24 protein-coding genes are annotated in these 26,316 nt (G+C 71.6%); 5 read left to right on the forward strand and 19 right to left on the reverse strand.

What is annotated here, in order from left to right; translation table 11 throughout:
- Nucleotides 1–109 precede the first annotated feature (109 nt).
- Genes ABEA43_RS44140 through ABEA43_RS44180 form a run of 9 tightly spaced genes read right to left on the reverse strand, consistent with a single transcriptional unit; the run spans nucleotide 110 to nucleotide 10,402 of the window.
- Nucleotides 110–1,015: an aldehyde dehydrogenase family protein gene (locus tag ABEA43_RS44140; RefSeq protein WP_425570483.1), complete on the reverse strand. Its 906-nt coding sequence runs from the start codon at nucleotides 1,013–1,015 to the stop codon at nucleotides 110–112.
- Complete coding sequence (locus ABEA43_RS44145; protein ID WP_345571963.1) at nucleotides 1,008–2,435, reverse strand: aldehyde dehydrogenase family protein; 1,428 nt, start codon at nucleotides 2,433–2,435, stop codon at nucleotides 1,008–1,010. Before ABEA43_RS44145 ends, ABEA43_RS44140 begins: the two co-directional genes overlap by 8 nt.
- Before the next feature lie 14 nt (nucleotides 2,436–2,449).
- Complete coding sequence (deoC, locus tag ABEA43_RS44150; protein ID WP_345571854.1) at nucleotides 2,450–3,370, reverse strand: deoxyribose-phosphate aldolase; 921 nt, start codon at nucleotides 3,368–3,370, stop codon at nucleotides 2,450–2,452.
- Entirely contained in the window at nucleotides 3,363–4,370 is a 1,008-nt protein-coding gene (locus ABEA43_RS44155; RefSeq protein WP_345571856.1) for an ABC transporter permease, read from the reverse strand. Before ABEA43_RS44155 ends, deoC begins: the two co-directional genes overlap by 8 nt.
- Nucleotides 4,367–5,854, reverse strand: a complete 1,488-nt coding sequence (locus ABEA43_RS44160; RefSeq protein ID WP_345571858.1) for a sugar ABC transporter ATP-binding protein — start codon at nucleotides 5,852–5,854, stop codon at nucleotides 4,367–4,369. Before ABEA43_RS44160 ends, ABEA43_RS44155 begins: the two co-directional genes overlap by 4 nt.
- A complete protein-coding gene (locus ABEA43_RS44165) occupies nucleotides 5,851–6,792 on the reverse strand; it encodes a sugar-binding transcriptional regulator (protein WP_345571860.1) in 942 nt (313 codons plus the stop codon). Before ABEA43_RS44165 ends, ABEA43_RS44160 begins: the two co-directional genes overlap by 4 nt.
- Complete coding sequence (locus ABEA43_RS44170) at nucleotides 6,789–8,303, reverse strand: FGGY-family carbohydrate kinase (protein ID WP_345571862.1); 1,515 nt, start codon at nucleotides 8,301–8,303, stop codon at nucleotides 6,789–6,791. Before ABEA43_RS44170 ends, ABEA43_RS44165 begins: the two co-directional genes overlap by 4 nt.
- Nucleotides 8,304–8,305: 2 nt before the next feature.
- A complete protein-coding gene (locus ABEA43_RS44175) occupies nucleotides 8,306–9,358 on the reverse strand; it encodes a galactitol-1-phosphate 5-dehydrogenase (protein WP_345571864.1) in 1,053 nt (350 codons plus the stop codon).
- A gap of 60 nt (nucleotides 9,359–9,418) precedes the next feature.
- Complete coding sequence (locus ABEA43_RS44180) at nucleotides 9,419–10,402, reverse strand: substrate-binding domain-containing protein (protein ID WP_345571866.1); 984 nt, start codon at nucleotides 10,400–10,402, stop codon at nucleotides 9,419–9,421.
- A gap of 150 nt (nucleotides 10,403–10,552) precedes the next feature.
- Between ABEA43_RS44180 and ABEA43_RS44185 the strand changes: the two genes are divergently transcribed.
- The 3 genes from ABEA43_RS44185 to ABEA43_RS44195 all read left to right on the forward strand — a co-directional run bounded on the left by ABEA43_RS44185 (nucleotide 10,553) and on the right by ABEA43_RS44195 (nucleotide 12,203).
- Nucleotides 10,553–10,987, forward strand: coding sequence for a MarR family winged helix-turn-helix transcriptional regulator (locus ABEA43_RS44185; RefSeq protein WP_345571868.1), 435 nt, complete (start codon nucleotides 10,553–10,555; stop codon nucleotides 10,985–10,987).
- On the forward strand, nucleotides 10,984–11,319 hold the full coding sequence (locus tag ABEA43_RS44190; protein WP_345571870.1) for an ester cyclase: 336 nt from the start codon (nucleotides 10,984–10,986) through the stop codon (nucleotides 11,317–11,319). Before ABEA43_RS44185 ends, ABEA43_RS44190 begins: the two co-directional genes overlap by 4 nt.
- A gap of 146 nt (nucleotides 11,320–11,465) precedes the next feature.
- A complete protein-coding gene (locus ABEA43_RS44195) occupies nucleotides 11,466–12,203 on the forward strand; it encodes an MBL fold metallo-hydrolase (protein WP_345571872.1) in 738 nt (245 codons plus the stop codon).
- Between the two features lie 11 nt (nucleotides 12,204–12,214).
- Here the strand turns inward: ABEA43_RS44195 and ABEA43_RS44200 are convergent, their stop codons facing one another.
- From ABEA43_RS44200 to ABEA43_RS44245, 10 genes are all read right to left on the reverse strand, one after another.
- The gene (locus ABEA43_RS44200) at nucleotides 12,215–13,531 is read right to left on the reverse strand and encodes an Nramp family divalent metal transporter (RefSeq protein ID WP_345571874.1); all 1,317 of its coding nucleotides are present in this window, start codon (nucleotides 13,529–13,531) and stop codon (nucleotides 12,215–12,217) included.
- Nucleotides 13,532–13,534: 3 nt separating this feature from the next.
- Complete coding sequence (groL, locus tag ABEA43_RS44205; RefSeq protein ID WP_345571876.1) at nucleotides 13,535–15,226, reverse strand: chaperonin GroEL; 1,692 nt, start codon at nucleotides 15,224–15,226, stop codon at nucleotides 13,535–13,537.
- A gap of 20 nt (nucleotides 15,227–15,246) precedes the next feature.
- Nucleotides 15,247–16,272: an NAD(P)-dependent alcohol dehydrogenase gene (locus ABEA43_RS44210; protein ID WP_345571878.1), complete on the reverse strand. Its 1,026-nt coding sequence runs from the start codon at nucleotides 16,270–16,272 to the stop codon at nucleotides 15,247–15,249.
- A complete protein-coding gene (locus ABEA43_RS44215) occupies nucleotides 16,269–17,066 on the reverse strand; it encodes an iron-sulfur cluster assembly protein (protein WP_345571880.1) in 798 nt (265 codons plus the stop codon). Before ABEA43_RS44215 ends, ABEA43_RS44210 begins: the two co-directional genes overlap by 4 nt.
- On the reverse strand, nucleotides 17,063–18,097 hold the full coding sequence (locus ABEA43_RS44220; RefSeq protein WP_345571882.1) for an amidohydrolase family protein: 1,035 nt from the start codon (nucleotides 18,095–18,097) through the stop codon (nucleotides 17,063–17,065). Before ABEA43_RS44220 ends, ABEA43_RS44215 begins: the two co-directional genes overlap by 4 nt.
- A gap of 4 nt (nucleotides 18,098–18,101) precedes the next feature.
- A complete protein-coding gene (gene mimD / locus ABEA43_RS44225; protein ID WP_345571884.1) occupies nucleotides 18,102–18,479 on the reverse strand; it encodes a propane 2-monooxygenase effector subunit MimD in 378 nt (125 codons plus the stop codon).
- Complete coding sequence (locus ABEA43_RS44230; RefSeq protein ID WP_345571886.1) at nucleotides 18,476–19,639, reverse strand: ferritin family protein; 1,164 nt, start codon at nucleotides 19,637–19,639, stop codon at nucleotides 18,476–18,478. The genes mimD and ABEA43_RS44230 overlap by 4 nt, the downstream gene beginning before the upstream one ends.
- Nucleotides 19,640–19,652: 13 nt before the next feature.
- Nucleotides 19,653–20,687, reverse strand: coding sequence for an FAD-binding oxidoreductase (locus ABEA43_RS44235; RefSeq protein WP_345571888.1), 1,035 nt, complete (start codon nucleotides 20,685–20,687; stop codon nucleotides 19,653–19,655).
- A 3-nt stretch (nucleotides 20,688–20,690) separates the two neighbouring features.
- Entirely contained in the window at nucleotides 20,691–22,343 is a 1,653-nt protein-coding gene (locus ABEA43_RS44240) for a ferritin family protein (protein WP_345571890.1), read from the reverse strand.
- 90 nt (nucleotides 22,344–22,433) lie between these two features.
- A complete protein-coding gene (locus tag ABEA43_RS44245; protein WP_345571892.1) occupies nucleotides 22,434–22,679 on the reverse strand; it encodes a hypothetical protein in 246 nt (81 codons plus the stop codon).
- Between the two features lie 179 nt (nucleotides 22,680–22,858).
- Between ABEA43_RS44245 and ABEA43_RS44250 the strand changes: the two genes are divergently transcribed.
- Both ABEA43_RS44250 and ABEA43_RS44255 read left to right on the forward strand, forming a co-directional pair.
- Entirely contained in the window at nucleotides 22,859–24,667 is a 1,809-nt protein-coding gene (locus ABEA43_RS44250; RefSeq protein ID WP_345571894.1) for a sigma-54-dependent Fis family transcriptional regulator, read from the forward strand.
- Between the two features lie 191 nt (nucleotides 24,668–24,858).
- Complete coding sequence (locus ABEA43_RS44255; protein WP_345571895.1) at nucleotides 24,859–26,301, forward strand: serine/threonine-protein kinase; 1,443 nt, start codon at nucleotides 24,859–24,861, stop codon at nucleotides 26,299–26,301.
- Nucleotides 26,302–26,316 lie beyond the last annotated feature (15 nt).

Raw genomic sequence — 26,316 nt, forward strand, 5'->3', positions numbered from 1 at the left:
GGGTGTCGCGTACAGACGGGATGAGCGGTACGCCCGTCTTCCTCTTGCTTCGCCGCCGCGGCCGTCGCGGATGAGCCCGCCGCGCGAAAGGTTCACCCCTGAAGGCGGCTCATCGCCCGATCGGATGCCAGACCGTCTTGATCTCCATGAAGGGCTTGACGCGGGACAGGCCGGGGTCGGGGTCGTCCCAGTCGTCGCGGCCGGGCCGCAGGACCCGCTTGAGCGTGGTCGCCGCCACCGCCTCCAGCTCGGCCGCGAGGCTCCCCGCGCCGGCCAGGTCCAGGGCGTTCACGTCGGCGTGGCCGGCCAGGGGCGGGGCGAGCTCGGCCAGGCGGCCGGTCAGGATGTTCGCGACGCCGCCGGGGAGGTCCGAGGTGGCCAGCGCCTCGGCCAGCGTGACGGCCGGCAGCGGCAGGCGTTCGCTCGCCACCAGCACCGCCGTGTTGCCGGCCGCGATCACGGGCGCGAGCACGGAGACCAGCCCGAGCAGCGAGGACCCGCCGGGCGCGAGGACGCCCACGACGCCCGCGGGCTCGGGCTCGGACAGATTCAGGTACGGGCCGGACACCGGGTTGACGCCGCCCAGCACCTGCCCGATCTTGTCCGTCCACCCGGCGTAGTAGACCCAGCGGTCCACGGCCGCCGACACGAGCGCCTGGGCCTCGGCCGCGCCCGAGCCTTCCGCCGCGGCGACCTCCTCGGCGAACTGGGCCCGCCGCCCCTCCATCATCTCGGCGACCCGGTAGAGGATCTGCCCCCGGTTGTACGCCGTGCGCCCCGACCAGCCGGGGAACGCCTTGCGGGCCGCCACCACGGCGTCGCGCACGTCCTTGCGCGAGGCCAGGGCGGCGTTGGCCAGGTGGTCTCCTGCCGGTGACGTCACGGGATACGACCTGCCTGATTCCGAGCGCGGGAACGCGCCGCCGACATAGAGCTTGTACGTCCTGCGCACGCCGATGCGCTGGGGCTTGTCAGCCAAGGTAGGGTCCTCCGTCACCGTGGTCCGCTCATGCATCGAGGTACGCCCCCAGCCCGTGCAGCCCGCCCTCGCGGCCGTAACCGGACTCCTTGTAGCCGCCGAAGGGGCTGGCCGGGTCGAAGACGTTGAAGGTGTTGGACCACACCACGCCGGCGCGCAACCGGCTCGCGGTCCAGAGCATCAGGGAGCCCTTCTCCGTCCACACGCCGGCGGAGAGCCCGTACGGCGTGTTGTTGGCCTTGGCCACGGCCTCCTCCGGGGTGCGGAAGGTGAGCACCGACAGCACCGGGCCGAAGATCTCCTCGCGGGCGATCCGGTGCGCCTGCGTGACGCCGGTGAACACGGTGGGCCGGAACCAGTACCCGCGCTCAGGCAGCGGGCACGACGGTGACCAGCTCGTGGCGCCCTCCGCCTCGCCGGCGGCGGCGAGCTCGCGGATCCTGGCGAGCTGCGCCGCGGAGTTGACGGCGCCGATGTCGGTGTTCTTGTCCAGCGGGTCGCCGAGGCGCAGCCGCTCGATCCGGGCCCGCAGCCTGGGCAGCAGCTCATCCGCGATCGACTCCTGGACCAGCAGCCGCGAGCCCGCGCAGCACACGTGGCCCTGGTTGAAGAAGATCCCGGAGACGATCCCCTCGACGGCCTGGTCGATCGCCGCGTCCTCGTAGACGATGTTGGCGCCCTTGCCGCCCAGCTCCAGGGTGAGCCGCTTGCCCGTGCCCGCCACCGCGCGGGCGATCTCCCTGCCGACCTCGGTGGAGCCGGTGAAGGCGACCTTGGCGGCGCCCGGGTGCGCGACCACGGCCCGGCCGGTGGCGCCGGCCCCGGTCACGATGTTCACCACGCCGGGCGGCAGCCCGGCCTCCTGGCAGATCTCCGCGAACGCGAGCGCCGTCAGCGGGGTCGTCTCCGCGGGCTTGAGCACGACCGTGTTCCCGGTGGCCAGCGCGGGCGCGACCTTCCATGCGAGCATCAGCAGCGGGAAGTTCCACGGGATGACCTGCGCGGCCACGCCCAGCGGCCGGGCGCCGCCGAGCCCCGCGTGCGCGAGCTTGTCCGCCCAGCCGGCGTAGTAGAAGAAGTGGGCCGCGACCAGCGGCAGGTCGACGTCCCGCGTCTCCTTGATCGGTTTGCCGTTGTCCAGCGACTCCAGCACGGCCAGCTCGCGGGCGCGCTCCTGGATGATGCGCGCGATCCTGAACAGGTATTTGCCGCGCTCGGCCCCCGGCATCGGCGACCACACCCGCTCGAACGCCCGCCGCGCCGCCGCGAAGGCGCGCTCCACGTCGGCGTCTCCGGCGGCGGCCACCTCGGCCAGCGGCTCCTCGTCGGCGGGGTTGACCGTGACGATGCGCTCGTCGCTCTCGGCCGCGGCGAACTCGCCGTCGATGAACAGGTCGTACGACGGCCGGATGGACACGATGGATCGTGACTCCGGCGCGGGCGCGTACTCGAAGATCTCCACGCCTCTCCCTAGTCGATGGTGTAGTAGTCGGGCCCGCCGTACTGGCCGGTCTCGAGCTTGGTGCGCTGCATGAGCAGGTCGTTCAGCAGCGTCGAGGCGCCCAGCCTGAACCAGGCCGGATCCAGCCAGTCGTCCCCGGCGATCTCCTTGACCAGCACCAGGTAGCGGATCGCGTCCTTGGTGGTGCGGATGCCGCCGGCCGGCTTCACGCCCGCCTGCCGTCCGGTGGCGGCCCGGTAGTCCCGGACGGCCTCCAGCATGATCAGGGTGACCGGGAGGGTGGCGGCGGGCGCGACCTTGCCGGTGGAGGTCTTGATGAAGTCGGCCCCGGCGTGCAGCGCGAGCCAGGACGCCCGCCGGACGTTGTCGTAGGTGACCAGCTCGCCGGTCTCCAGGATGACCTTCAGGTGGGCCGGGCCGCAGCGTTCCTTGACGGCCGTGATCTCGTCGAAGACCTTGCGGTAGTCGCCGGCCAGGAACGCGCCCCGGTCGATGACCATGTCGATCTCGGTGGCCCCATCGGCCACCGCCGTGGCCGTGTCGGACAGCTTGACCTCCAGCGAGGTGCGCCCCGAGGGGAAGCCGGTGGCGACCGAGGCGAGCCCGACGCCGCTGCCCGCCAGCGCCCGTGCGGCCACCGCGACCATGTCGGGGTAGACGCAGAGCGCGGCCACCGGGGGAGCGGTGGGGTCGGCCGGGTCGGGCCGCATGGCCTTGGCCGCCAGCGCGCGCACCTTGCCCGGTGTGTCCGACCCTTCGAGGGTGGTCAGGTCGACCATGCCGATGGCCAGGTCGATCGCCCGCCGCTTGGCCGTGGTCTTGACGGACCTGGTGGCCAGGTCGGCGGCGCGCCTGGCGACGCCGACCTCGTCCACGCCGGGCAGACCGTGCAGGTAGGCCCGCAACGAGCCGGGGATGGTGTCAGGCACGAGCGCCACGCCTCTCGATGAGCATGTTGAGTACGAGGGCGACCAGCAGGATCAGGCCGGTCACCACCATCTGGAAGAAGGAGCCCAGGCCGAGCAGGTTGCACAGGTTGCGCAGGACCGACAGCAGCAGCACCGCCACGAACGTGCCGAACACGCCGCCCCGGCCGCCGAACAGGTTCGTGCCGCCCAGCACCACGGCCGCGATCGCGTCCAGCTCCAGCCCGCTGAAGGCGGTGGGCTGGCCCACGGTCAGGCGGGAGGTGAGCAGCACCCCGGCCAGCGCCGCCAGCCCGCCGGACACGGCGAACACGGTGGTGATCACGCCGCGCACCGGCAGGCCGGACAGCCGCGCGGCCTCCTTGTTGCTGCCGACCGCGTAGACGTACTCGCCGAACGTGGTGCCGCGCAGCACCGCGGCGGCCAGGACGGTGATCACCACGAAGATGATCCCGACGATCGGCACGTAGCCGACGAACCCGCCGCCGAGCAGCTGGAACCCCGCCGAGCCGCCGCTGTCCGCCGGCTTGCCGTCGGTCAGCAGGTACGTGAGCCCGCGCACGGCCGTCAGCCCCGCCAGCGTGGTCATGAACGCCGGCAGCGACAGGTACGCCGACAGGCCGCCCATGACGGCGCCGAACGCCGCCCCGGCCGCGACGCTGAGCAGGATCGCCGGCAGGACCGGCACGCCCGAGGCCATGAGCAGGGCGACGGTCATCCCGCCGAAGGCCGCGACGCTGCCGACCGACAGGTCGATCCCCGCCGTGAGCACCACCATGGTCATGCCGATGGCCACGATCCCGGTCAGCGACGACTGCTGCAGCAGGTTGGCGATGTTGCGGCCGGTCAGGAACTGCGGGGCCAGCAGCGAGGCCACCACGCACAGGCCGAGGAAGACCAGCAGCAGGTTGGACTTGACGATCAGGTCGGCGCCGCGGCGCGAGCGGGCGCCCTTCTCCTGGCCTTCGCTCGCGGTCACCGTGGATCCGATGGATGCGGTCATGGTGTGGCTCCTGTGATGACGGTGTGCGCGATGACGCTCTCCGGGCTGACCCGGGGATCGAAACCCGCGATGTTGCGGCCCTCGTACAGGACCTGGATGCGGTCGGCGTTCGCGGTCAGCTCGTTGAGCTCGCTGCTGGCGAGCAGGACGGCCACGCCCTGGCCGGCGAGGTGGCGCACCTGCCGGTAGAGGTCGGCCTTGGCGCCGACGTCCAGGCCGCGCGTGGGCTCGTCCAGCAGCAGGACCCTGATCCCGCCGCGGGTGATCCACTTGGCCAGCACGACCTTCTGCTGGTTGCCGCCGGACAGCTGGCCCACGGGCTGGCCGGGCCCGGCAGCGCGGACGCCCAGGCCGGCGAGCGCGGGCCGGGTCAGGCGCCGCCCGAGCCGGCCGGGCAGCAGCCACGGTGGCCGGCCGAGCGCGCCGATCGCGGCGTTGCGGCTGACGGACAGGCCGAGCATCAGTCCCTGCTCCTTCCTGCTCTCGGGGACGAGCGCCAGCCCCGCGCGGACGGCGGCGGCCGGGCTCGCGGGCTTGAGCGGGCGGCCGTCCAGCCGCGCCACGACGTGCGCCTTGAGGTCGCCGAACAACGCGCGCAGCAGCGTGGTACGCCCCGCGCCGCCGAGCCCGGCGAGCCCGACGACCTCGCCGGGACGCACCTCGATGTCGCGTACGTCCAGCAGCCCCGGCACGTGCACCCGGGCGACGCTGAGCAGCGGCTCGCCCTCGGGCGCGGCCCGGTCGGTGGCGCCGACCAGCTCGGGGACGTCGCCGATCATCGCGGCCACGATCTCGTCCGGCCCGGTCGAGGCCAGGTCGTAGACGCCCGCGGTACGGCCGTCGCGCAGCACCGTGGCGCGGTCGCCGATCTCCATCACCTCGTCCATCCGGTGCGAAATGAAGATCACCGAGCGTCCCTCCGCGGTGAGCGACCTGATCACCTCGAACACCGCGAGGAGCTCGCTCTCGCCGAGCGTGGCGGAGGGCTCGTCCATGACGATGACGCGCGCGTCGGCGGTCAGCGCCTTGGCGATGGCGGTGAGCTGCTGGGCCGCGATCGGCAGCTCCCTGACCCGGGTGGTCACCGGGAAGGCCGCGCCGACCCGGTCCAGCGCCTCGCGGGCCAGCTGCGCCCGCCGGGCCCGCCGCACGAGCGGGCCCAGGTGCGGGGCCCGGCCCAGCAGCAGGTTCTGTGCCACGGTGAGGTCGGGCAGCAGGTCCAGCTCCTGGTAGATGACGGCGATGCCGGCCGCCAGCCCGGCGTGCGGGGTGGCGGCCCTGAACGGCTGGCCGTCCAGCAGGATCGTCCCCTCGTCCGGCTGGTACGAGCCCGCCAGGATCTTCATCAGCGTGCTCTTGCCGGCCCCGTTCTCGCCCAGCAGGCAGTGCACCTCGCCGGGACGCACGCTCAGCTCCACGCCGTCCAGGGCGACGGTGCCCGGGAAGCGCTTGACGATGCCGGTCATGTGCAGCCGCTCGGTCATGGCTCCTCCAGCAGGCGGATGGCGTTCTGGTCGTCGGTGACGAGCACGTCGCACAGGCCGCTCGTCACCACGGCCCGGCACACCGCCCGCTTGGCCTCGCCGCTGACGAGCGCGACCGAGGTGACGGCCGAGCGCAGGGCGTCCAGGGACAGGCCGAGCGTGCGCCCGTCCAGGGCGGGGTCGACGATCCGGCCCTCCGCGTCGATGAAGCGGCCCAGCACGTCGCCCACCGCGCCCGCGCTCGTGAGCCGGGCCAGGTCGTCCGCGTCGATCTGGCCGGAGTCGACCAGCACCGAGTCGCTGCCCATGCCGCCGGGGCTGAACAGGAACAGGTCCGCCCTGGCGGCCAGGGCGAGCACGTCGGAGACGGCCCGGTCGCTCTCCAGCACCGCGCGGGTGCTCTCCTGCTCCAGGATCGCCGGCGCGGTCAGCAGCGTCGCGGTGCCGCCGCCGTGGTGGGCGATCAGGCTCGCCATGCTGTGCGCGCTGGTCGGCTGCCGCGAGCGGCTGAGGCCGCCGTTGATCTGCACCACGTGGACGCCCGTGGCCCATCCGGGGGTGAGCCCGCCGGCCAGCCGGTCGAGCGTCCGGCCCCAGGAGACCCCGATCAGCCGGGGCACGGGCCGCAGCTCCATCAGGTGGTCGGCGCCCGCCGCGGCCACGCGGTCGCGCACCTGCTCGGCGTCGCCGCTGCCGCCGTTCGCGACCACGATGGCGTCGCGCAGGCCGAACCGCTCCTTGAGGGACTTCTCCAGGGCGTGCACGCGGGAGCGCGGATGCAGCACTTCGATCCGGACGATGCCGGCCTCGCGTGCCTCCGCCAGCATCCGCCCCACCTTCCAGCGGGTCAGGTGCATCGCGTGGGCGATCTGCTCCTGCGTCTCGCCGCTCTCGTAGTAGCGGACGGCCACCTGGTAGAGCTGGTCCTCGCCGGTCATGAGCCGGACCTCCGTCCCGGCTCGCTCAGCCGGTGGGAGATCTCCGTCGTGGCGGCGGTGGCGGCGAGGTAGTCGGCGTAGCCGGTCCGGTACGCCGCCACGTGCGCGGCGACCGGCTCGACCGTGCGCACCTCGGGTGCGTACTGCGCGGCGGCCTCCGCCAGCGAGGCGTACCGGCCCGAGCCGGCCGCGGCGAGCACCGAGCAGGCGCGCAGCGTGAGGTTGTCGCCGGCGACCAGGTGGACCGGCCGGCCGAGCACGTCCGCGGTGGTCTGGAGCCACAGCTCGTTGTGCCGGATGCCGCCGGAGAGGAAGACCTCGTCCACGGCCACCCCGCCGTCGGTGAAGGAGTCGAGAACCTGGCGGGTGCCGTACGCGACGCCTTCCACGGCCGCCCGGTAGACCTGCTCGGGAGAGCTGGCCAGGGTCAGCCCGAGCACCGCGCCCCGCAGGCGCGGATCCCGCAGCGGCGTGCGGTTGCCCATGAAGTAGTCCAGGACGATCAGGCCGTGATCGACCGGCGGCAGCGCCCCCGCGGCCTTGATGAGGCCGCCGAGCTCCGCCCTGGGCCGCCCGATGAGCCCCTCGCCCGCCCAGGCCAGCACGGAGCCCGCGCTGACCTGGCCGCCCTCGACGAGCCAGCGGCCCGTGTGCAGCGCGTCCGGGTACGGCCCCCAGACGGTGGGCGGGAAGACCGGCTCGTCGATCTCCGTGACGAACGCGTTGGACGTGCCGCAGACGATCGACACCCGGCCTTCCGGAGCGCCGCCGATGGCCAGCAGCGACAGGTGCGCGTCGATCCCGCCGGACACGACGACGGCGGGGCCGGTGACGCCCAGCTCGTCGCGGGCCGCGGCGCCGAGCGGCCCGACCGGGTCGCCGACGGGCACGATGTCGTCGGGCAGCTTGCCGGCCAGGTCGCCGATGCCGAGCGACTCGTACAGGTCGAGCGGGAAGCCCGCCCCGCGCGGGTCGTAGTTGCTCTTGCAGACCGCGTTCATCCGGGATCCGGCCCACCGCCCGGTGAGCCGCCAGACCATGTAGTCCACCGCCTCGGCGACGCGGGCGGCGGCGCGATAGGTCCCGGGCTCGTGGCGGGCCAGCCACATGGCCTTCGGCACCAGCCACTCCACCGCGTCGCTGCCGCCGGAGTAGCGCAGGACCGGGTGACCGGTCCGCGCGGTCAGCGCCGACTCCTCGCCCGCCCTGCAGTCCATCCAGAGCAGGGCCGGCCGCAGCGGGCGCCCGTGCCGGTCGAGGACGGCCACCGTGGAGGCCGTGGTCGCCACCGCGACCCCGGCGATGTCCGGGTTCCCGGCGGCGGCGAGCGCCTGGCGCGCCGCGCTGACGCTCGCCCGCCACCAGTCGTCCGGGTCCTGCTCGGCCCAGCCCGGCCGGGGATAGCTGGTCGGGTACGAGTCGTCGCCCGCTCCCATCGGCGACCCGTCCGCGCTGTAGACCGCGGCCCGCGCGCCTTCTGTGCCCAGGTCGAGGGCGAGGAAAGCCGTCATCGTCACTCCTCGTTCGGCAGGAAGAGGACCTTGGAGCTGAAGACGGACCGCTCGCCGAGCGCGGCCATCGTCTCGGGCAGCGCGTCCAGCCCCAGCTCGTGCGTGATCATGAACTTCCACGCCAGGTCGCCCGAGGCCAGCGACCTGGCCGCGACCCGCCACTCCTCGCCGGGGAACGGCGCGGAGAAGGAGTTCCACGCGCCGTGCAGGGTGACCTCGCGGCGCAGGAACGAGCTGAACGTGGACTTGGGCAGCACCACCGGCTGGTGCGGGATGCCGATGAACACCGCCTCGCCGTGCCTGGCCACCAGGGTCACGGCCTGGTCGACCGTGGCCGGCACGCCCGCGGACTCGATGACCACGTCGTAGCCGTCACCGGCCGTCTCGGCGGCGGCCTCCGCGCTGGTCGCGGTGTGTGTGGCGCCCGCCTCGGCGGCCATGGCGGCCTTCTGCTCGTTCAGCTCGATCACGAGCACCTCGGACGCCCCCGCGATCCTGGCCCACTGCACGGCGAACAGCCCGATCGGGCCCGCGCCCACCACCGCCACCCGGTGGCCGCCGCGCATCTTCGTGCGCCACAGGGCGTGCAGCGCGATCGCGGCCGGGTCCAGCATGGCCGCGGCCCGCGGGTCGAGATCGGCGGGCAGGACCATGAGGTTCTCGTCCGGCACGGTGACGTACTGGGCGTAGGCCCCGTCCCTGCGGCTGCCGAAGTAGCCGTAGTCCTTGCACAGGCTGAAGTGGCCCTGGCTGCAGGGGCCGCACTTGTGACAGGGGATGAGCGGGGGCACGGTGACCAGGTCGCCCTCGCGTACCCGGCCGGTGGCGGCCAGGCGGTCGCCGAGGCGTACGACGTGCCCCGAGAACTCGTGGCCGCAGATGATCGGGAAGTGGTAGGCCCCCGCGTGCAGCATGCGCGGGACGTCCGATCCGCACACTCCGCAGGCCGCGACCCGGACGAGCGCCTCTCCTGGGCCCGGTTCGGGCACGGGCACCTGCTCGACCCTGATGTCGCCGGGAGCGTGGAGCACCGCGGCCTGCATGGTTTCCGGCATCGTGTCGCCTTTCTCCTCGGCTGCCCTCTGCGGCTGGCCTGCTGTGTTCATAAGCGGCGGCTATTGGGCGGCTTGGGCGAACTCGCCCGCGCCGGTGTACTGGGCCGCGTTGCCGGTGTCGATCAGGGCGGTGCCCGCGTCGATGGTGGCCTCGACCTTCTCGCCCTTCTTGACCTTGAGCACCGTCTCCACGGCCTTCGCGCCGAGCGAGAGGGGGTCGTTGAGCGCGGTGGCCACGTACTGGCCTGACGGGATCTGCTTGACGGCCTCCATGAGCCCGTCGACGCCGGAGACCAGGACCTTGTCCTTGCCGTTCTCCTTGAGGACCTGCAGCGCGCCGAGCGCCATGTCGTCGTTGTGCGCGTAGACGGCGGCGACGTCGGGGTGGACCTGGAGCAGGTCCTGCATCGCGGTGACCGCCTTGGAGCGCACGTAGTCCGAGTACGGGCCCTCGATGATCTTGATCTTGGGGTTGGCGGCGACCGCCTCGTGGAATCCGGCGCTGCGGTCGCGGGCCACGGCGCCGCCGGCGTCGCCGCGGATCTCGATGACCTTGCCGCCCTTGGCGCCGAGCTGCTCGCTGAGCCGCTTGCCGACGAGCGCGCCCATCGCCTTGTTGTCGCGCCCGACGTGCGCGACCGCGCCCTCCGGCACCGGCCGGTCCACGGTCACGACCGAGACGCCGGCCGCCTTGGCCGCGGCGATGCCGGGCTGCACGCCCTGCGGGTCCACGGGGTTGATGAGCAGCACGTCCACCTGGCGGGTGATGAGGTCCTGGATGTCGTTGTTCTGCTTGGTGACGTCGCCGCCCGCGTCGGCGAAGTAGAGCGTCGCGCCGGCCTTCTTGGCGGCGGCCTCCGCGCCTTCGCGGAGCTGGACGTAGAAGGGGGACTGCTGGGTCGCCTGGCTGAATCCGATGGCGACGGGGCCGTCCGATTTCTGGCCGGCGCCTTCGGGGGATCCGCCTGGGGTGGCGGTCACCGAACAGGCCGACAGGGCGATGACCAGCAGCGCAGGGATTGTGATCGACCGGAATCCACGCATATGGGCCTCCGTATGTGACGTAGATAACGCACGGTAGGTCGGGAATTAACCTGCTTGCAACACTTGAGCCAGATTTTGCTCATATGAGCAGAAGGTCTGGTTGGACGGTCAACTGTTGATTGCATCAAGAGTTGACGCTATAAAGGGACGGTGCACGAGGAGACCCCAGAGGACACGTTCTTCCGCGAGCTCGCCGGCGCCTGCGCCCTGCTGCGGCAGGCCTTCGCCCGGCACGTGGGGCTGAGCCCGCACCGGGTGCAGCTGCTCGTCCGGCTGCGGCGCGACGGGGAGACGAGCCACAGCGACCTGCGCCAGGCGCTGGGCATCGACGGGGCGAGCGTCACCCGGCTGGTCAAGGAGTTCGAGTCCGAAGGGCTGGTCGGCCGCCGCCTGGACCCGGCCGACAACCGTTACACCCTGGCCGCGCTGACCCCCGAGGGCGAGCGCGCCGCGATCGAACTGGAGCGGGCGCACCAGGTCTACCAGGAGCGGCTGCTCGGCGGCGTCACCCCGGAATACCAGGAGATCGCGCTGGACGTGCTGCGCCGCGTCCGCGCGAACATGACAGGACAGGAGCCTCGATGACCGACGACGTGCGGGCCGCCGCCGAACGCATGTACGCGGCGTTCAACGCCCGCGACCACGCCGCCACGGCGGAGATCTTCACCGCGGACTTCTACGGCCATCCCCTGGGCGCGACCGGACCGGAGAGCGTCACCCGGGCATGGCGGCGCTTCCACGAGAGGTTCCCCGAAGTCCGGGTCGTCGTCGAGGACCTGATCGTCGAAGGGGACACGGCCGCCGTCCGCACGAGCGTGCACGGCATCCCCGGGCAGCAGCCGCCGACCATGCTGGAGCTCTTCCGGGTACGCGACGGGCGCATCGCGGAGCTGTGGGGATTGTCCTCGCTGCGATAAAGCCCGCTATATCAGGGAAAATCATTATGCCCGGACGGTGATAAACACCTCTCCCGCCCATCAGCATCCGCTTTTCCGGCGCGTCCGTAACCGAATTCCCGGCTACATATCACGCGGAAAAGTCATGTCCAGAAAGGGGCAGGGAAATGGAGCTTCATCTCATCGGGACCGGGTCCATCTTCACCGACCGGCTGAGCGCCTCCGCGCTCGTGGACGGCAAGATCCTCATCGACACCCCGAACGGTTCGGTCAAGGCGATGCGCCGCGCGGGCCTCGATCCGCGAGCCGTCGACATCTGCCTCATCACCCATTTCCACGCCGATCACTTCTTCGACATCATCTTCCTGCTCATGGAGCAGGGCCTGCTCAGCCGGCGCGACAGCGAGCTGGTGCTGATCGGCCCGGCCGGATTCGCGGAACGCGTCGAAAAGCTCTTCTCGCTGAGTTATCCCGGCACCTGGGAAAACGTCCGGCCCAACATCTCCCCGCGTTTCGTGGAATTCGGCGAAGAGGGCGGCGAGTGGTCCGGCCAGGGTTATCGCATTCGCGCTCTTCCGGTGAAACACACCACGCCCATAGCGCTCGGCTATTCCATCGTGGACGAGCCGGGCGCCCGGCTCGGCTACACCGGCGACACCGTGTACTGCCCCTCCGTCGAAGAGCTCGCCTCGATCAGCTCGACCCTCGTGCTCGACATCTCCTTCCTCAAGGCGAAGGCCGGGCACATGGGCCTCGACGACGCCGAGGCGCTGGCCGGCCGCCGGCCGGACCTGCGCCTCATCGGCACGCACCTGGGCGACGAGGTCACCGGCTCGTCCCGCCCGAACATCGTGCTCCCGGCGGACGGCCAGACCTTCCAGATCACCGGCCAGATCACCGGCTGACGACGGGCCGGCTAAGCGAGGAAGGTGACGTAGAGCAGGTACACGTTCAACGCGATGATCATCGCGGCGATGCCGCCGGCCGCCGCGTTCGTGACCCGGTTGTTGACGAACGTGCCCATGATGTCCGCGCGGCGGGTCAGCAACAGCAGCGGCACCAGCGCGAAGGGGATGCCGAACGACAGCACGACCTGCGAGATCACCAGGCTGTCCGTGGCCGGCAGGCCCAGCCCGAGCACCACCAGCGCCGGGAGCATCGTGAGCCCCCGCCGCAGGAACAGCGGGATGCCGCGGCGGATGAAGCCCTGCATGACCACCTGCCCCGCATAGGTGCCCACGCTCGACGACGACAGCCCGGAGGCGAGCAGCGCCACCGCGAACGCGAGGGCCGCGCCACCGCCGACGAGCCGGCCGAGGCCCGCGTGCGCGCCCTCGATCGAGTCGATCCCGGCGTTGCCGGTGGCGTTGAACAGCGAGGCCGCGATCACCAGCATCGACAGGTTGATCACACCCGCCGCGCCGAGCCCGACCACCACGTCGAGCCGCTGGAAGCGCAGCAGCTCACGGCGTTCGGCGTCGTCGGCGCACCGCACGCGCGCCTTCGTCAGCGCCGAGTGCAGGTAGACGACGTGCGGCATGACGGTCGCGCCGATGATGCCCGCCACGAGCAGCAGGCTGTCGTCGCCGGCGAGCCGCGGGACCAGCCCGCCCGCGACGCCGGCCGGGTCGGCGCCCACGACGACCAGGTCGTAGAGGAAACCGAGGAACACGATGAGCAGCAGCCCCGCGATGGCCAGCTCGAAGCGCCGGTAGCCGCGCTGTTCGAGGGCCAGGATCCCGAACGCGACCACGGCGGTGATCAGCCCGGCAGGGAACAGCGGCACGCCGAAGAGCAGGTTCAGCCCGATCGCCGCCCCCACGAACTCGGCCAGGTCGGTCGCCATCGCGATGATCTCCGCCTGCACCCACAGCCCCCGCGACACCGGGCGCGGCAGGTGCTCGCGGCACAGCTCGGGGAGATCGCGCCCGGTGGCCACGCCGGCCTTCGCCGACAGGTACTGCACCAGCATGGCCATCAGGTTGGCGACCACGATCACCCAGACCAGGGTGTAGCCGAACCGCGCGCCGGCGGTGAAGTTCGTGGCGAAGTTACCCGGGTCGATGTACGCGACCGCCGCCACGAACGCCGGGCCCATCAGCGCCACGACGCCGCGCACCCGCCCGTGGGAGCGCAGCAGCCGCAGCGCGCTCGGCCCGTCCGCCGGCGCTGAGGCGACGGACAGGCCGTCGCCGGAAACGGGACCCATGCCGTCGCCGGACACGAGAGCCATGCCTCACCCGACCGACGGCCCGAGGCCGAGCGACTGCGGCGTGCTGGAGTCCGGCGACGGCTGGTGCAGCCCCTCGTCGAGCGGCCCGAACTCGGTCATGAGCGCCCGGCTGCCGCCCCACGGCGTCTGCTCCTCGGCCACGAGCGTGTTCGTCGTGAGCAGGAGCCCCGCGACCGAGGCCCCGTTCTGCAGGGCCGCGCGGACGACCCGCAGCGGGTCGACGATCCCCATCTCGCACATGTCGCCGAAGCGGTCCCGCAGCGCGTCGAACCCGTCACCCGGCTTCATCCGCGCGATCCTGCTGATCACCTCCTGGCCGGAGAACCCGGCGTTGGCGGCGATGAGGTACGCGGGCTCGGTCAGGGCCCTGCGGACGATCTCGACGCCGGTGGCGTAGTCGTCCTTGACCTCCACCTCGTCCAGCGCGCCCGCCGCGTGCAGCAGCGCGGCGCCGCCGCCGGCCACGATGCCCTCGGCCATCGCGGCCCGGGTGGCCGACAGCGCGTCCTCGACCCGGTGCTGGAGCTCCTTGAGCTCGGCGTTGGTGGGCGCGCCCACCTTGATGACGGCCACCTTGCCCGACAGCGCGCCGATCCGCTCGGTGAGCACGTCCTCGTCCACGCCGAAGGCGGCGCGCCCGAGCTCCGCGCGCAGCTGGGTGAGACGGAACTCGACGGCGTCCGGCGCGCCGCCGCCGCCGATGAGCGCCGTCTGGTCCGCGGTGACCCGCACCTGGGCCGCGGTGCCCAACTGGTCGACGGTCATCGTCTCCAGGGTGAAGCCGGAGTGCTTGCTGTACACGGCGCCGCCGGTGATCGCGGCGATGTCCTCCAGCTTGTGCAGCCGCCGGTCGCCGAAGCCGGGCGCCCGGACCGCGACGCACTGGAAGATGCCGTTGACGTGGTTGTGCACCAGCATGCCCAGCGCCGTGCCCTCGACCGACTCGGCGACGATGACCAGCGGGCGTGGCGCCCGCATGATCTTGTCGAGGAGCGGCATGAGCTGCTGGACCCGCGTGATCTTCTCGCTGCACAGCAGGATGTACGGGTCGGCGATCACCGCTTCGAGGCTCGCCGGGTTGGTCACCATGTACGGCGAGACGTAGCCGTTGCCGAACTCGAAGCCCTCGACGAACTCGACGCCCATCCCGTGCCGCGCCGACTCCTCGACGGTGACGATGCCGCCGTCGCCGACGGTGGCCAGCGCCTTGGCGATCACCGCGCCGACGCTCTCGTCGTTGTTCGCCGAGATCGCCGCCACCCGCGCCAGGTCCGCCTCGGTGCTCACCGGCCGGGCCACGCCGCGCAGGTGCTCGACGAGCCGGCCGACGGCCAGGTCCACACCCCGCTTGACGAGCACGGGGTTGGCGCCGGCGTCGATCGCCGTCATGCCTTCCCTGACGATCGCCTGGGCGAGGACGGTCGCCGTCGTCGTACCGTCGCCGACGATGTCGTTGGTCTTGATCGCCGCTTCCTTGACCAGCTGGGCGCCCATGTTCTCGAACTGGTTCCTGAGGTGGATCTCCCGCGCGATCGTCACGCCGTCGTTGGTGACGACGGGGGAGCCGGTGATCTTCTCTAGGATGACGTTGCGGCCCTTGGGCCCGAGCGTCGACTTCACCGCTTCGGCCAGCTGGTCGACCCCGCTCAGCAGCAGGGTGCGCGCGTCCGCGCCGAAACGCAGTTCCTTGGCCATCGAACCTCCTGCGAGACGAACTAGGGGATGAGGATGGCGCGGCCGCGGACCCGGCCCGCGTCGAGATCCTGAAGGGCCTCCGCGGCGGCGTCCAGCGGGTACGTCTTGGTGTGCAGAGTCACCTTCCCCGCCTGCGCCAGCACCATCAGCTCGGCGAGATCCTGATAGGTCCCGACGATGTTGCCGACGACGTTGCGCTCGGTCGAGATGATGTCGAGCGTCGGGATGTGCACGGTGCCGCCGTACCCGATGACGTAGTACGAGCCCGCGCGCGCCGTCATCGCGAACCCGTCCTGCTCGGCGCCCAGCTCGGCGACGAAGTCGAGCACGACCTCGGCGCCCCGGCCGCCGGTGAGGTCCTTGACTGCGTCCAGCTGCCGGCCGTCGGAGACGACGGTGGCGTGCGCGCCGAGCTGCTCGGCTAGCTTGAGCGCGTCCGGGTTGCGGTCGACCACGACGATCGTCGTCGCGGTGAGGGCGGCCAGGCACTGGATCCCGATGTGGCCGAGCCCGCCCGCGCCGATGAGCACGCACGTCGTGCCGGGGTACAGCAGCGGGATCGCCTTGCGGACCGCGTGGTAGGCGGTGATGCCCGCGTCGGCCAGCGCGGCGACGTCCTCCGGCCTGGTCCTGGGGTCGAGCTTGACGCAGGCGCGCTCCGAGGTCAGCAGCAACTCGGCCATGCCGCCGTCGCTGTCGAGCCCGGGGAAGACGCTGCTCGCGCAGTGCATGTCCTGCCCGGCCCGGCAGGCGGGGCACAGCCCGCAGGTGGGTGTCGGGTGCAGGATCACCGTGTCGCCGGCCGCCACGCTGGTGACGGCGGAGCCGACGGCGTGCACGTGGCCGGCGTTCTCGTGGCCGAGCGTGTAGGGGAGCGCGACGCCCATCGCCTCGGCCCACTGGCCCTCGACGATGTGCAGGTCGGTACGGCACACCCCGGCTCCGCCGATCCGTACGACGACGTCGAGCGGACCGCGGACGGCCGGCTCCGGCACCTCCTCGACCACGGGCAACCGGTGATACGCGTGCAACCGGACGGCCTTCATCGGTCCTCCTCTCCCTCTCCCTTGTCCTGATAGCGGTGCCGCAGCATGCCGCGGCAGATGCCGGTGTTGGCCTCGATGCCCACCCGCGTGGTGCGCGCCCTGCGCAGATGCCGCGGAACCGCGTCCGCGCCGATTGGCGCGCCCGTCGCCGGGTCGATCAGCAGCGGGGCGTCGTCCCCCGCGGGCAGGCCCAGCTCGCGCCGCCGCTGCCGCAGCCGGTCGAGCGCGGGGGAACCGGGCACGTCCCCCAGCGTCAGCCGGGCCAGCACCACCGACCCGGCGTCCGGCCCAGAGTCCGGCCCGCCGTCCGATCCGCCGTCCAGCCCGCCGCCAGGCCTCGCGGTCGGGGCCGGGGCCGTGTCCGGGGTCGGCGCTGCGGTCAGCAGGGACCGGCACACCTGGTCCGTGCCGGCCAGGACCGCCTTGCGCAGGAAGTCGGCGCGCAGCTGGTCCAGCTCCCCGGCGGCCTCACCGGCGAAGGAGCGCTGGAACCCGGCCCGCGCGGCCACCCCGTCGTTGATCGCCTCGGCCGCGAAGTGGTCCTCCAGGACCACCTCGGTGTGCCGGACGCCCTCCATGGCGGACACCGCGTCGTGCGCGTCGGCGACCATCAGGAAGGCGAAGTTGGGCGCGCAGAAGTACGTCGGCAGCCGCAGCCGCACCTCGGCGCGCCCGTCGGCGGACAGGGCGCACGACGCGACGAACCCGAGCGCCGTGATCGGCTCGTCCAGCTCCGGGTCGCGCACCGTCGCCAGGGCGGCGAGGATGCGCGACCCGTCGTTCACGGCGGTCATGCCGGCGTGCCGGGCGCCAGCGTGCTGGAGGACGGCGCGTCGAGCCGGAGCTCGGCCGGCACCTCGATGCCGTAGAGCCGGGCCGCGTTCAGCCCGAGGATCTTCTTCTTCGTCGCGGTGGTGACCCGCGGGTAGTCGGAGAACTCCTCGCCCGGGTAGTCCCAGTCCACGAAGCCCTCGATCTGCCACTTGGGCTCCCAGATCCCGTAGTCGCTGCCGAAGGTCATCTTGTCCTCGCCGACCCAGAACAGCAGCTCGCCCATCACCTTGGCGAAGAACTTGGGGCGGGCGTGCATGAGGCCGCCGATGACGACCGACAGTCCCGCGTACACGTTGGGCTCCTGCGTCGCCATGAAGCAGAAGTCCTCGATGCGCGGCAGCCCGACGTGCTCGACGATGAAGTTCAGCTCGGGGAAGTCGGTCGCGGCGTGGTCGATGTCGGAGACGTCGAACGCGTCCTTGTCCAGCGGCCAGATGGTCGGCCCCTTGTGCACGTGGATGTTGACGATGCCGAGCTCCCGGCACGCCTCCAGATAGCGGTAGGCCGCCGGGTCCTTCAGCGTCCAGCCGCGCGAGCCCTCGCGCCACTCGGCGGTGTAGAGCTTGACGCCCTTGGAGCCGTAGCGCTCGACGTTGTGGGCGAGCGTCTTGAGCCCGTCGTCGCCGTCGCGGGGGTCCCAGCGGGTGTTCGCGATGAACCTGCCGGGATGCTTCGCGCCGAGCGCCGCGTTCCGCTCGGTGGTGTTGAAGCCCTCCCGGTACCACTCCGTCAGGTACGTCGGCTGGAAGATCGCCACGTCCACGTGCCCGTCCTGGAAGAGGTCCCGCATCAGGTCCTCTTCCGAGTACTTCTGGAACTTCTCCAGCGGCCAGTGGGTCGTCGGCGGGCCCAGCCCCTGGTAGGCGTGGAAGCACTCGATCCAGCCCTTGGCGTACCGCTCCGCGCCCGGCACCCAGTTGTCCGGGGCGGCGTTCCAGTAGTGCATGTGGCTGTCGACCACGAAATACTTCTCGCCGTCCTTCTCGTACACGACGTCACCTCCTCGGCGCGACGGTCAGGTCGAAGCCGAGATACCCGGCCGCGTCCTCGGGGTTGGCGAACATGATGGTCCGGTCGTCCTCGTGGATCATCCGGCCGTAGTGCGTGGACATGTTCTCCTCGAACTCGGCGGCGTCGAAGTAGCCGGGCTCCTCGCCGAGCGCCTCGGAGATCTCGTCGTAGACGACGTCCATCCGCCGGACCGCGTCGATCCTGATCATCGAGGGCAGCGGCGTCACCCGCACGTCGGGCTTGGTGCCCATGACCTCGGCCACCACCACGCCGATCTGGTTGTTCATGAGCGTGAACCCGCACATGCCGGAGGAGGTGCTGTCGGACTTGAAGGGGCTCTCCGCCGTCCTGAACGCGGTCATTGGGTCAGCTCCTTCGGGCTCTCCAGGTGCAGCTCGGACAGGATCCCGGCGAAGCGGCTCTTGGCCCGGTCCAGGCAGTCCTCGAAGCGCGGCGGCTTGGCGTCCGGCTGCGACCACAGCGGCTGCAGCGTGCGGGCGGCCGAGAGGGCGTGGGGCACCCAGATCGAGACCCACTCCTGCATGATCGTCGTGTTGTGGCGGGCGAACTCCCTGTCGCCGGTCAGCAGCCCGAACATGACCTTCGTGTAGCGCAGGTCCCGCTCGGCGTAGTCGTACTCCTCGGCGCCGACGATCGTGGGCGTGACGAAGTCACCGTTGCGCGGGGCCGCCTGCTGCACCAGGTGGCTCCTGAACAGCTCGCCGACCAGCGGCTCGAAGACCACGTTCGCGGCGAAGACCGCCTCGCACCAGTCGTCGACCGCGGTCAGCTGCTCGGCCGTCCGCCGTACGCCCTGCCACGACGGGTCCTGGTCCCAGGCTTCGAGGTGCGCCGCGCCGTCGAACGCGCCGATCTCCTCGCTCAGCGTCAGGTTGTACAGGGCGAGGTCCTGCGCCGCCCTGATCCGGTGCATGCTGTTGACCGAGATCGCGTTGTTGTGCATGTTGGTCGGCGCGCGGCGGTTGGCGTTGGCGAAGAGGTAGAGCCCGAGCCCGTGGTCGACGTGCATCCACGCGCCGACGTGGCTCTCCACGAAGCGCACCCAGTTCGGGTTCCACTGCTCGAACGCCTTGGCCTGCCTGGCCGCCTCGATGTTCTGGCCGACCTGGCGCACCACGTTGGAGTTGTAGCGGTAGAGGGACAGCTCCCACTCCTGGTTGGGGTCGCGGAACTCGTGCCAGCCGTGCGCCGGCCAGTCGTAGCCCTTGCCGCCCGAGCCGGGTCCCCGCTCGGGCTCCGGCCGGTCCTGGCCCCACGCCTTGAGCGCGGTCCACTCCAGCGGGTAGCCGCCGCGGCCGTCGGCGAACCCGTAGAGCCAGCCCTGGCTCAGGTAGTGCCGCGGGTCCGGCTGGACCTCGACGGTCACGTCCTCGTAGTGGGTCCGCTTGCGCTTCTGCGGGGTGTAGTAGGTGAACTCGCGCGCGGTCGAATCCGGGAACTCCCTGGCGCCGGCTTCGGCGTCGGTGAAGACCGGCTTGGGCACGCTTCGCGGGGTTGTCATAAAGGTTTCCCCCTCACCCGGTCGTGGTGAATTTGTCGTAGTAGATGTGCTTCGGCGGCACTCCGAGCGCGGTCAGCATCGGCATCGCCGCCTCGACCATCGGCGGCGGCCCGCAGAGGTAGGCGTGCGCGCCCTTGAGGTCGTGCTCGTGCCGCTCGACGACGTCGGTGATGAGACCGACCTCGCCGTCCCAGCCCTCCTCGGGGGCGGGCTCGGACAGCGCCGGCACGTACCGGAAGGCAGGCAGGGCCTGCTCCAAGGCGCGCAGCTCACTCTCGAAGCACAGGTCGCGGCGGCGCCGCGCGCCGTAGTAGTAGGTGGCCCTGCGCCTGACCCCGCGCTCGGCCATCGAGCGCAGCAGGGCGAGGATCGGGGCCATGCCGGCGCCGCCGCCGACGAAGACCAGGTCCTCGTCGTGCCCTTCCCGCAGCGTGAAGACGCCGAACGGGCCGGTCAGGTCGAGGCGGTCGCCGACCGCGAGCCGGCTGTCCAGGAAATGCGAGAACAGGCCGTCCGGGTACACCTTGATGACGAACTCCAGCCGGCCGCCGTCGCGGCTGGAGGTGTTCGCCATCGAGAACGACCGGGTGGCCCCGGTGCCGGGGACGGCGATGTCCACGTACTGGCCGGGGAAGAACGTGAGCTCCTTGGGCTCGACGAGCCGCAGCACGAGATGGCGAAGGTCGTGGGTGACCGGGTCGTTGGCGACGACCTCGGCCACCGCGCTCACGATCGGCAGCCCGGAGCGGATCATCTCCTCGTCGTAGTTGAGCAGCTCGATCGTGACGTCCTCGTACACGTGCGCCCGGCACAGCAGCGTGAACCCCTCCTCCCGCTCGTAGTCGGGCAGGGCGAAGGTCGAGTACCGGTCGAGCTCGATGTCCTCGCCGTCGAGGACGAACGACTTGCAGGCGGCGCACTGCCCCTCCTTGCAGCCGTGCATGAGCATCAGCCCCTGCTCGGCCGCGGCGCGCAGCACCGTCTGCTCCTCCTCGACCTCGATCTCGATGCCGACCGGTTCGAACCGGACGACATGCTTGTCAGCCACAGCTCACGCGAGCTTGGGCGCCGGTCGGCCGGCGGGGCCGCCGCGCACGTAGTCGGCGTGGAACGCCTCCCGCTCCTGCGGCGACATCTGGTTGAGCAGCACGTTCGGGCTCTGCAGCGGCGGGCAGCGGCGCAGGTGGTCGAGGGTCCACATCTTGGACGGGTCCAGGTTCAGATGCGGCTGCGCGACCAGCGTCCTGCCGTCGTCGCGGACGAAGCCCATGTCGGAGACGACGTCGGCCCAGTTCCAGCCGTGATACAGCGTCTCCCACTCACGGGAGCCGATCAGCTGGCCCATGTTGGGCGTCTCGCGGCCCTGGTAGACGGGGCGGAACGCGGTGACGTCGGTCCAGCGGCAGGCCTCGTGGCAGTACGTGCGCACCTGCCCGTTCACCTCGTCCATGACCATGTCCTCGCGGACCAGGCAGGGCACCATGCAGGTCCAGCAGCGGTGCGGGTACTGGTAGTCGACGTCCTCGAACACGATCGGGTGGTGGCCGTTGGGCATCGAGAGGCGGTTGTAGTTCTCCCACCACTTGCCGTACCGGTCGTACCAGCCGGGGTACTTGTGCTCGAACCACTCGAAGTCCTTGTCGGTCATCGGGTCGATCCGCCAGTAGTTGGCCAGCCAGCCGGTGGCGAAGAACTGGGCGACCTCGTGCACGTAGCCCTTGTTCCAGATCTGGTTCCACGCCTCCTCGATCAGGTCGTGCGGGATGACCAGGCCGTACTTCTCCAGCGGCACGAGGTAGCTGCGGTAGTAGTCGTCGTAGATCCACCGCCGCCACATCTCGGCGTAGCTCTCCCGGTCCTTGCGGCGGTCCTTGGTGCCGTACTCGATGAACGTGCCGATGGCCGCGTCCACCACCCGGTGGTTGTTCCACCAGGCGTAGCGCAGGTCGCGCTCCAGGAGCTGGTGGTTGCCCTCGTCGGCGAGCGCCATCAGCAGGGTCGCGTAGCCGTTGCTGATGTGCCGGGACTCGTCGGACTGGACCGAGTGGAACACGGTCGGCAGCAGGTAGTCGCCGTTGGCGGCGGCCTCGGCGGGCATGGCCACGAACAGCGTGTTGGTGAACGCCGTCTCCGCCACGATCGTCAGGTAGATGCTCGCCGCGGTGATGGCGTCGCCGGTGATGAAGCCCTCGGCGAACTGCCGGCCGATCGTCCCGCAGTAGTCGTTCTGGAAGTTGCGCAGGCTGCTGTTGAAGCCGGCCGGGTCGATGTAGTTGTTCATGTACAGGCGCTTGAGGTTCTGCTGGATCGTCGAGTGCCGCACCTCGTCGATCATCTGGATCGCCTGGCCGTTGTGCAGCTCCGGGTTGGGGACCGTACGGAACAGCAGCGGCATCGCCCGCGCCGCGGAGATCTCCGGCAGGGGGATGATGCTGAGGAACAGCTTCTGCCACTCCAGCCAGCGCTCCTGCACCTGGCGGAACATGTTCCCCCGGATGGCGCCGTCCGCCGCGCCGTAGACGCGGTGGTCCTTCTCCTCCTGCATGGGGAAGTACGACCGCAGCACCTGCTTGAGCGGGTCCTTCTTCTGCGCCTTCCTGAAGGTGTAGTCGGTGCCGTACTGGGACACCGGCTCGTGGTACATCGGTTCCCAGGACAGCTCCTGGATCTTCTGGTGAGCCTTGGCCACGCTCTGGCGACTCATGCGTCCTCCTCACCGTGGGGCCGACACTCCTCGTGCGTCCGGATGAGACCACGGCACGACCGCCGCGGCGGTCTCAAGATGAGGCAGCGCTCACGGATCGCCCAGCACGGCGGCCCGGAGGTCGGCCAATTCCCGCCGTACGCCCTCGGCGGCCTGCCGGCTCCCCTCCGGCGCCGGCACGACGCCCAGCGCCCGCAGCAGCTCGGCCGCCGGCGCGCCGGGGTCCGCGCCGCCCAGGACGGGGTGCAGGCCCTGCTGGGCCAGGTGGTGGAAGACCAGGTTGACGACGCTCCACGGGTTGTAGGCCTCGTCCTGCGGAGCACGCGGCGGGTCCATCGGACACCTCCTCGCGGATCGGGAACCCGATCGAACGGCGTCACCGGCGATCCGGCGGTCTCAATTTGAGACAGGTCTCGGACACCCGCCGCGTATTGTGTGAACACGACGTTAACCGCGAAGCCCATCCCGTGGGCCGGACCCCGCCCGCGGGAACGTTCCCGCGAACAGGGGGCCCCATGCCGCCCGCGCTGACGCGTCCAGGTGACCCCATCGACGGCGAGCCTCTGGCCAAGGCCCGCGAACGCTTCCTGACCGCCGAGCCCGTCGATCCCCGTCAGGTGCGCGACGCCATCCTGGCGTCGTGGTGGCGCTCACGGGACTGGAAGGTGGCGGCCGATCACATCGACCTGACGTACCTTCGTGACCCCGACCTCGACACCCCGCTCAGCCGCAGCGCCATGCCGGTGCTCACGCATCTGCGGGAGCACCTGGACGGCCAGCCGATCAGCATCATCCTCACCGATCCCGCCGGCCTGGTGCTGGCCCGGCTGGCGGCCGACCGCGATCTCGACGCGCACCTCGACCGGGTCCAGCTCGCGCCCGGCTTCAGCTACGCGGAGGAGCTCGTCGGCACCAACGGCATCGGCACGGCGCTCGAAGGCGGCGGCCCGATGCAGGTGTTCGGCCACGAGCACTACGCGGAGCACCTGGAGGACCTCGCCTGCGCCGGCGTGCCGATCCATCACCCGATCTCCGGCAAGACGGTCGGCGCCGTCGATCTGACCTGCTGGCGCAAGCACGCCGACCCGCTGCTGCTGGCGCTGGCCAAGACCACGGCCGACCAGATCCAGCAGGCGCTGTTCGCCGACAGCAGCGTCGGCGAGCTCGAACTGCTCCAGGAGTACCTGCGGACCTGCCGGCGCACCGCCGGCATCGTGTTCGCGCTGAGCAACGACGGCGTGATGATGAACGACCACGCCCGGCAGGTCCTCGACCCGGGCGAGCAGTCGATCCTGCTCGGGCAGGCGGCCGAGACGCTGGCCGGCCGCCACCCCACCACGGCGGTCACGGTCGAGCTGCCCAGCGGCGTGCGGGCGCGGCTGTACTGCCGGCGCGTGCCCGGCGACGGCCGGCTCGCCGGCGGCGTGGTGCACGTGAAGCTGACCGAGCTCGCGAACCGGCAGCGCACCGAGATCGTGACGCCGGCGCGGACGTTCCTGCCCGGCCTGGTCGGCTCGGGCGCGCTGTGGCTGCGCGGCTGCCACCAGGTCGAGGCGATCCACGCCTCAGGGGAGTGGCTCGCCCTGGAGGGCGAGCGCGGCGCCGGCAAGCTGGCCCTCCTCAGGGCCGTGCACCAGCGGCGCACCCCGGCCGCCCGCTTCTCCGTGCTGGACGCCGCCGAGGCCGCCGGGCAGAGCTGGCTCGACGGGGCCCGGCAGGAGCTGCTCGACGGCGTGGGCAGCCTGGTGATCCGGCACGTGGACCGGCTCGGCGCCGGGCGGCTGCGCGCGCTGTCCAAGGCGCTGCGGGCGGCGACGGCCGCGGACCGGCCGGGCCCGCTCTGGGTCGCGGTCACGCTGAGCCGGCGGCACGACGGCGAAGAGCTGAGCGAGCTGCTGCGGTACTTCCCGAGCACGGTCGAGCTGCCGCCGCTGCGGCACCACGTCGAGGACGTGCCCGCGCTGGTGCCGTTCTTCCTGGCCAAGCTCATGCCGGACGGCCGGCTGTCCTGCTCGCCTGAGGCGATGCAGCTTCTCGTACGGTCGAGCTGGCCGGGCAACACCGAGCAGCTCTGGCAGGTGCTCAGACGGATCGTCCAATACCGGCGCACCGGCTCGATCCAGCCGAACGACCTGCCGCCGGAATGCCGCACGGTCAGCCGCCGCGTGCTCAGCCCCCTGGAGTCCATGGAGCGTGACGCCATCGTGCAGAGCCTGCTCGACACCGACGGCAACAAGATCAAGGCCGCCAGGTCGCTCGGCATGTCCAGGGCGACGATCTACCGCAAGATCCACGAGTACGGCATCGTCCCCCCGACCGCCTGACGGCGGCGGGCCTTTCCGCGCCGCACGGCCGCCTGGCGGGGGCCTTTCCGCGCCGTCAGGCCGCCGAAGTCCGGCGGGAGCGCCGCGTCTGCCCGGATCTTCGCTTACTGTGCATCTCGGGGGAACACTGCGGAAGAATGTCCCAGGCTGGCATGGCATGACAGGGGGAACAACGGAGGATGACGTCGGGGATGAGCACGCGGACGCAGGAGCATCTGGGCCCGTACCGGTTGATCCAGAAGATCGGCGAGGGCGGCATGGGGGTCGTCCACCTCGGTCTCGACGGCGCGGGCCGCGAGGTCGCGGTCAAAGTGCTGCACCCGCATGTGGCCGCCGATCTGAAGGCGCGCGACCGGCTGGTGCGCGAGGTGGAGACCATGCGGCGGGTGCGCAGCCCGTACGTGGCCGAGGTGATCGACGCCGAGCTGTCGGGCGGGCGGCCGTACGTGGTGACCCGGTTCGCCGCGGGCCGCACGCTGGAGGACACCGTGCTGACCCAGGGCCCGATGCCGGCGGGCGAGGTCGTCAGGCTCGCCCAGGGGCTGTGCCAGGCGCTGGTGGACGTGCACGCGGCCGGCGTGATCCACCGGGACCTCAAGCCGACCAACGTCATGCTGGTCGGCGGCGAGCCGCTGGTCATCGACTTCGGCATCGCGCACGTGGTGGACGCGGCCCGGCTGACGCAGAGCGGGATGTTCGTCGGCACGCCGGGCTATCTGGCGCCCGAGATCATCCGTGGCTCGGTGATCACGCAGGCGGCCGACGTGCACGCGCTGGCCTCGACGGTGTTCTTCGCCGCCACGGGGACGCCGCCGTTCGGGACGGGGACGTTCGAGGCGGTCTGCTTCAACACCATGGAAGGCCGGGCGCAGCTCGACCAGGCGCCCGCCTGGCTGCGGGGCTGGCTGAGCGGGGCGCTGCAGGTCGATCCGGCGGCCCGGCCCAGCGCGCGGGAGCTGCTGCGGACGGCCAGGGCGCTCGATCCGGGCGGCCGCCCGGCCCGCGGCGAGCGGCTGTCGGCGCGCACGCTGACCATGGACATCGTCTCCGACCTGCTGCCGCCGGTGGAATACGCGCGCAGGAGCGAGGAGCAGCCCGCTCCCGCGCCGACCGTGCACGCCGGCCGGCAGGCGGAGCACCGCCCGCCCCCGCCTCCCGCGGAGCCCTTCGACCTGCGGCGCTTCCTGGCCGGCAGCGCCTTCTCCGGGGTGCTGATGCTCGTTACGCTGGTGGCGCTGACCGTCCTCATGCCGGTGACGGTGGGAGCGGCGGCGGCGGCGCTCGCCCTGGCGTTGCGCGCCGCCGACCACTATCTCGCCGAGTCCCGGCCGGCGCTGTCCAGGGCCGCGCTCGTGGCGGTGGGCCACCTGCTCCTGTCGCTGGCGTTCGGGATCGCCGCCGCGACCGTCCTGCATCTGGCCGGCCGGTTGAGCACGAACCACGCCGAGTCCCTGGCCGCGGGGGCGTTCACGCTGGGGCTGTTCGTGCTGCCCGGCGCGGGCGCGGTGCGCAGGACCGTCGCTCGCGGCCTCTCCCGCGTCCTGCCCGGCCACAGAGCGACCGTGGTGACGGTGGCCGTGCTGGGCCCGATCGCGCTGACCTCGATGATCGTGGCCCTGCTCGAAATGCTGTAGCCCCGCCAGGTCAGT

The sequence above is a fragment of the Nonomuraea rosea genome (assembly GCF_039539705.1).
Classification (GTDB): Bacteria; Actinomycetota; Actinomycetes; order Streptosporangiales; family Streptosporangiaceae; genus Nonomuraea; species Nonomuraea rosea.